The 4,458-nt window shown below is 71.4% G+C and carries 4 protein-coding genes; all 4 read left to right on the top strand.

Going from position 1 to position 4,458, the window contains the following annotated elements; genetic code table 11:
• The coding region (locus FV222_RS18080; protein ID WP_187277371.1) for a cobaltochelatase subunit CobN at window positions 1–1,141 on the top strand (1,141 nt) is incomplete at its 5' end.
• Window positions 1,138–2,031 (top strand): ferredoxin:protochlorophyllide reductase (ATP-dependent) iron-sulfur ATP-binding protein, encoded by an 894-nt coding sequence (bchL, locus tag FV222_RS18075; RefSeq protein WP_147752942.1) that lies wholly within the window; start codon window positions 1,138–1,140, stop codon window positions 2,029–2,031. The genes FV222_RS18080 and bchL, both read left to right, overlap by 4 nt.
• 11 nt (window positions 2,032–2,042) lie before the next feature.
• A complete protein-coding gene (gene bchM / locus FV222_RS18070) occupies window positions 2,043–2,750 on the top strand; it encodes a magnesium protoporphyrin IX methyltransferase (protein ID WP_147815318.1) in 708 nt (235 codons plus the stop codon).
• Entirely contained in the window at window positions 2,747–4,396 is a 1,650-nt protein-coding gene (locus FV222_RS18065; protein ID WP_147815317.1) for a PucC family protein, read from the top strand. The genes bchM and FV222_RS18065 overlap by 4 nt, the downstream gene beginning before the upstream one ends.
• Window positions 4,397–4,458 lie beyond the last annotated feature (62 nt).

Raw genomic sequence — 4,458 nt, 5'->3', positions numbered from 1 at the left:
CGCGGACGGCGCGCGGCAGGTCGCCCGGATCCTCGCCCGCCACCGCGACGAGGGCGCAGCCCTGCCCGAGAGCGTCGCCCTGGTGCTGTGGGGGACCGACAACCTGAAGAGCGAAGGCGGCCCGATCGCCCAGGCTCTGGCCCTCATCGGCGCGACGCCCCGCTTCGACGGCTACGGCCGGCTCTGCGGCGCGACGCTGATCCCGCTGGAGACCCTCGGCCGCCCGCGCATCGACGTGGTCGTGACCCTGTCCGGCATCTTCCGCGACCTGCTGCCCTTGCAGACGAAGCTCCTGGCCGAGGCCTCTTACCTCGCCGCCACCGCCGACGAGCCGGTGGAGAGCAACTTCGTGCGCAAGCACGCCCTGGCGCACCAGGCCGAGCACGGCATCGACATCGAGACCGCGGCGCTCCGGGTGTTCTCGAACGCCGAGGGCACCTACGGCGCCAACGTCAACGGGCTGGTCGAATCCGGCCGCTGGGAGGACGAGGACGAGATCGCCGAGACCTTCTCGCGCCGCAAAAGCTTCGCCTACGGCCGCACCGGCCAGCCGGCGCCCCAGCGCGCGCTGATGCGCAGCGTCCTGGCCAAGGTCGACCTCGCCTACCAGAACCTCGATTCGGTCGAGGTCGGGGTCACGAGCGTCGACCATTACTTCGACGGGCTCGGCGGCATGGGCCGGGCGGTGGCGGAGGCCCGCGGCGCCGCGGTGCCGATCTTCATCAGCGACCAGACCCGCGGCGAGGGCACCGTGCGCTCGCTCTCCGAGCAGGTCTCGCTCGAGACCCGCACCCGCATGCTCAACCCGAAATGGACCGAGGGCATGCTCGGGCACGGCTACGAGGGCGTGCGCCAGATCGAGGCGCACCTCACCAACACCATGGGCTGGTCGGCGACGAGCGACGGCGTCGCCCCGTGGATCTACCAGCGCATCACCGAGACCTACGTCCTCGACCCCGCCATGCGCGAGCGCATGGCCGCCCTCAACCCGACCGCCTCGGCCAAAGTCGCACACCGGCTGATCGAGGCGCATCAACGCGGCTTCTGGACTCCCGACGCGGAGACGCGCGACGCGCTCGCCCGCGCCGAGGAGGAACTCGAGGACCGTCTCGAAGGCATCACCGCGGAGGTTGCGGCATGAACATCGCCATCAGGAATCCCATCGCCGCCCGCCGCGAGCCGGAAGGCAGCGTCCAGGTCTCGCTGGACGTCGCCATCGGCACGACGGCGAAGGTCTTCGCGGTCTACGGCAAGGGCGGCATCGGCAAATCGACGACCTCGTCGAACCTGTCGGTCGCCTTCTCGAAGCTCGGCAAGCGGGTGCTGCAGATCGGCTGCGATCCGAAGCACGACTCGACCTTCACGCTGACCAAGCGCCTCGCACCCACCGTGATCGATGCCCTGGAGGCGGTGCAGTTCCACTCCGAGGAGCTGCGCGTCGAGGACTTCGTGGCGGAAGGCTACAACGGCGTGATGTGCGTCGAGGCCGGCGGTCCGCCGGCCGGCACCGGCTGCGGCGGCTACGTCGTCGGCCAGACGGTGAAGCTCCTCAAGGAGCATCACCTCCTGGAGGACACCGACGTGGTGATCTTCGACGTGCTCGGCGACGTGGTCTGCGGCGGCTTCGCCTCACCGCTCCAGCACGCCGAGCAGGCGCTGGTCGTCACCGCCAACGACTTCGACTCGATCTTCGCCATGAACCGCATCGTCGCGGCGATCCACGCCAAGGCGAAGAACTACCCCGTGCGGCTCGGCGGCGTCATCGCCAACCGCTCGGCCAAGACCGATGAGATCGACCGCTTCAACGCCGCCGTCGGCCTGGAGCGCATCGCCCACTTCCCCGACCTCGACGTCGTCCGCCGGTCCCGGCTCAAGAAGCGGACCCTGTTCGAGATGGACCCGACGCCGGAACTCGAGGCCGTGACCACCGAGTACATGCGGCTGGCCGCCTACCTCTATGCCGGCGGCAAGCCGCTCTCCGCGATCCCGATGAAGGACCGCGACCTCTTCGAGTTCCTCGGGTTCGACTAGGGGCGCGCGCCATGACCAGCACCACCTACGCCGAGCGCCGCGGCCAGCTCACCACCTACTTCGACCGCACCGCGGTCGAGGCCTGGGCGCGGCTCACCTCCGACGCGCCGGTCTCGAAGATCCGCGCGACGGTGCGGGCCGGCCGCGACGCCATGCGCGGCACGCTGCTGTCCTGGCTGCCGGACGACCTCAGCGGCCGGCGCATCCTCGATGCCGGCTGCGGCACCGGCGCGCTCAGCCTGGAGGCCGCGCGCCGCGGCGCCGAGGTCGTGGCCATCGACGTGTCGGCGACGCTGGTCGGCCTCGCCGCCGAGCGAACGGGGACGATCGCGGGTGGCGGGTCGATCGACTTCCGGGTCGGCGACATGCTCGATCCGAGCCTCGGCCGCTTCGACCACGTCGTCGCGATGGATTCGCTGATCCACTACTCCGCCGCCGACATCGCGCGGGCGCTGGCCGTGTTCGGGGAACGCACCGACGGCTCGGTCGTGTTCACGGTGGCGCCCCGCACCGCGCTCCTCACCGTGATGCACGCGGCCGGCAAGCTTTTCCCCAAGGGCGACCGGGCCCCGGCGATCGTGCCGATCACGCTGGGCGCGCTCGCCCGGCGCATCGGCCGCGAGCCGGCGCTGGCCGAATTCGCGCTGGCGCGGACGCATCGCGTCAACAGCGGCTTCTATCTTTCGAACGCGATCGAGCTGTCGCGGAGCCGCGCATGAAGCTCGGCCCCCGCCTGATCCAGCACCTCGCGGCGCTCGGCCCGTCGATCCTCCCTTTCGCCGACGCGGCGACGAAGGAGCTGCCGCTCGGCCGGCTGATGCGGCTGTCGCTGTTCCAGGTCACCGTCGGCATGGCCGCGGTGCTGCTGATCGGCACGCTCAACCGCGTCATGATCGTCGAGCTGGAAGTGCCGGCCTGGGTCGTCGCGCTGATGCTGTCCCTGCCGCTGATCTTCGCGCCCTTGCGGGCGTTGATCGGCTTCCGCTCGGACACCCACCGCTCCGTGCTCGGCTGGCGCCGGGTGCCCTACATCTGGTTCGGCACGCTGCTGCAGTTCGGCGGCCTCGCGATCATGCCGTTCGCGTTGCTGCTGCTGTCGGGCGACACCACCGGCCCGATGTGGGCCGGGCAGATCGCCGCCGCGCTCGCCTTCGTGCTGGTCGGCGCCGGGCTCCACACCACGCAGACGGTGGGCCTGGCGCTCGCCACCGACCTCGCCCCGGCCCATGCGCGGCCCAAGGTCGTCGCGCTGCTCTGCGTGATGCTGCTCGTGGGCATGATGGTCAGCGCGGTCGCGTTCGGCCTCCTGCTCGCCGACTTCTCGAAGGTGCGGCTGATCCAGGTCATCCAGGGCACGGCGCTCGTCACCATCGTGCTCAACGGCCTCGCCCTGTGGAAGCAGGAGGCGCGCGATCCCAACCGGGCCCGCGACGCGGCGCAGCCGAACTTCTCGGAATCCTGGGCCGCCTATGCGGGGCAGGGGCTGGCGCGCCGACGCCTCGTCGCGACTGGGCTCGGCACCGCGGCCTTCTCGATGCAGGACATCCTGCTGGAGCCCTATGGCGGCCAGATCCTGCACCTCTCGGTCGCCGCCACCACGGCCTTGACCGCTCTGCTGGCGGCCGGAGGCGGCCTCGGGCTGCTGGTGTGGCTCGCCGGCGACGGCCCGATCGTGCGCACCGTAGCCGGCGGCCTCGCCATCGCGGCGCCGGCCATCGGCGCGTTCTACCTGATCCAGCGCCGGGCTGGGCACCGCCTGATCCAGGGCATCGTCGATCGCTTCGCCTCGGGTCGCGAGTGGCAGGCGCTGGGTGCCGTCGACGTGCTCTATGACAACCTGCGCCGCCTCTACGGCGCGCCCCTGCGCATCTTCTCGGGCATCGGCGTGCACCTCGTCGGCTGGCTGATCGGCACGATCGAGGTCTACGTCTGCCTGCACTTCATGGGATACCCGGTGAGCTTCGCCGAGGCGATCGTGATCGAAAGCCTCGCCCAGGCCGTGCGTGGCGCCGCCTTCGCGGTGCCCGGAGCGCTGGGCGCGCAGGAGGGCGGCCTGATCGCGCTCTGCGCCCTGTTCGGCATCCCGGCGGAAGTCGCGCTCGCCCTGTCACTGGTGAAGCGCCTCGCCGACCTGCTCGTCGGCGTCCCCGGTCTCTGGCTCTGGCACACGCAGGAGGGCCGCCTCCGCCGCGAAGCCGCCGAGGCGGACGCCCCCGCGCCGGAGGAGGAGCGGGCCACCTTTCGCCGGGTCGGCGGCGCCTCCGTGCCGGCTACGCTTGGACCGTTCTACAGCTACGCGCCCCCCCGCGGCGCGAACGCCCACAGCGAGGACGCCGCGGTGCCGGAATTGAAGAAGTGCGCCTGATGCGCCGGTTCCTCGTCGCGCTGGCGCTCGCCGCCGCCGCGGGGGGGCGCGTAGCTGTAGAA

This window comes from Methylobacterium sp. WL103 (assembly GCF_008039885.1).
Lineage (GTDB): Bacteria > Pseudomonadota > Alphaproteobacteria > Rhizobiales > Beijerinckiaceae > Methylobacterium > Methylobacterium cerastii.
This window is presented reverse-complemented; position numbering and strand designations above follow the sequence as displayed.

Coding starts and splice junctions, on each gene's coding strand:
- bchL (WP_147752942.1), top strand. CDS start 1,138: ATGAACATCGCCATCAGGAATCCCATCGCCGCCCGCCGCGAGCCGGAA.
- bchM (WP_147815318.1), top strand. CDS start 2,043: ATGACCAGCACCACCTACGCCGAGCGCCGCGGCCAGCTCACCACCTAC.
- FV222_RS18065 (WP_147815317.1), top strand. CDS start 2,747: ATGAAGCTCGGCCCCCGCCTGATCCAGCACCTCGCGGCGCTCGGCCCG.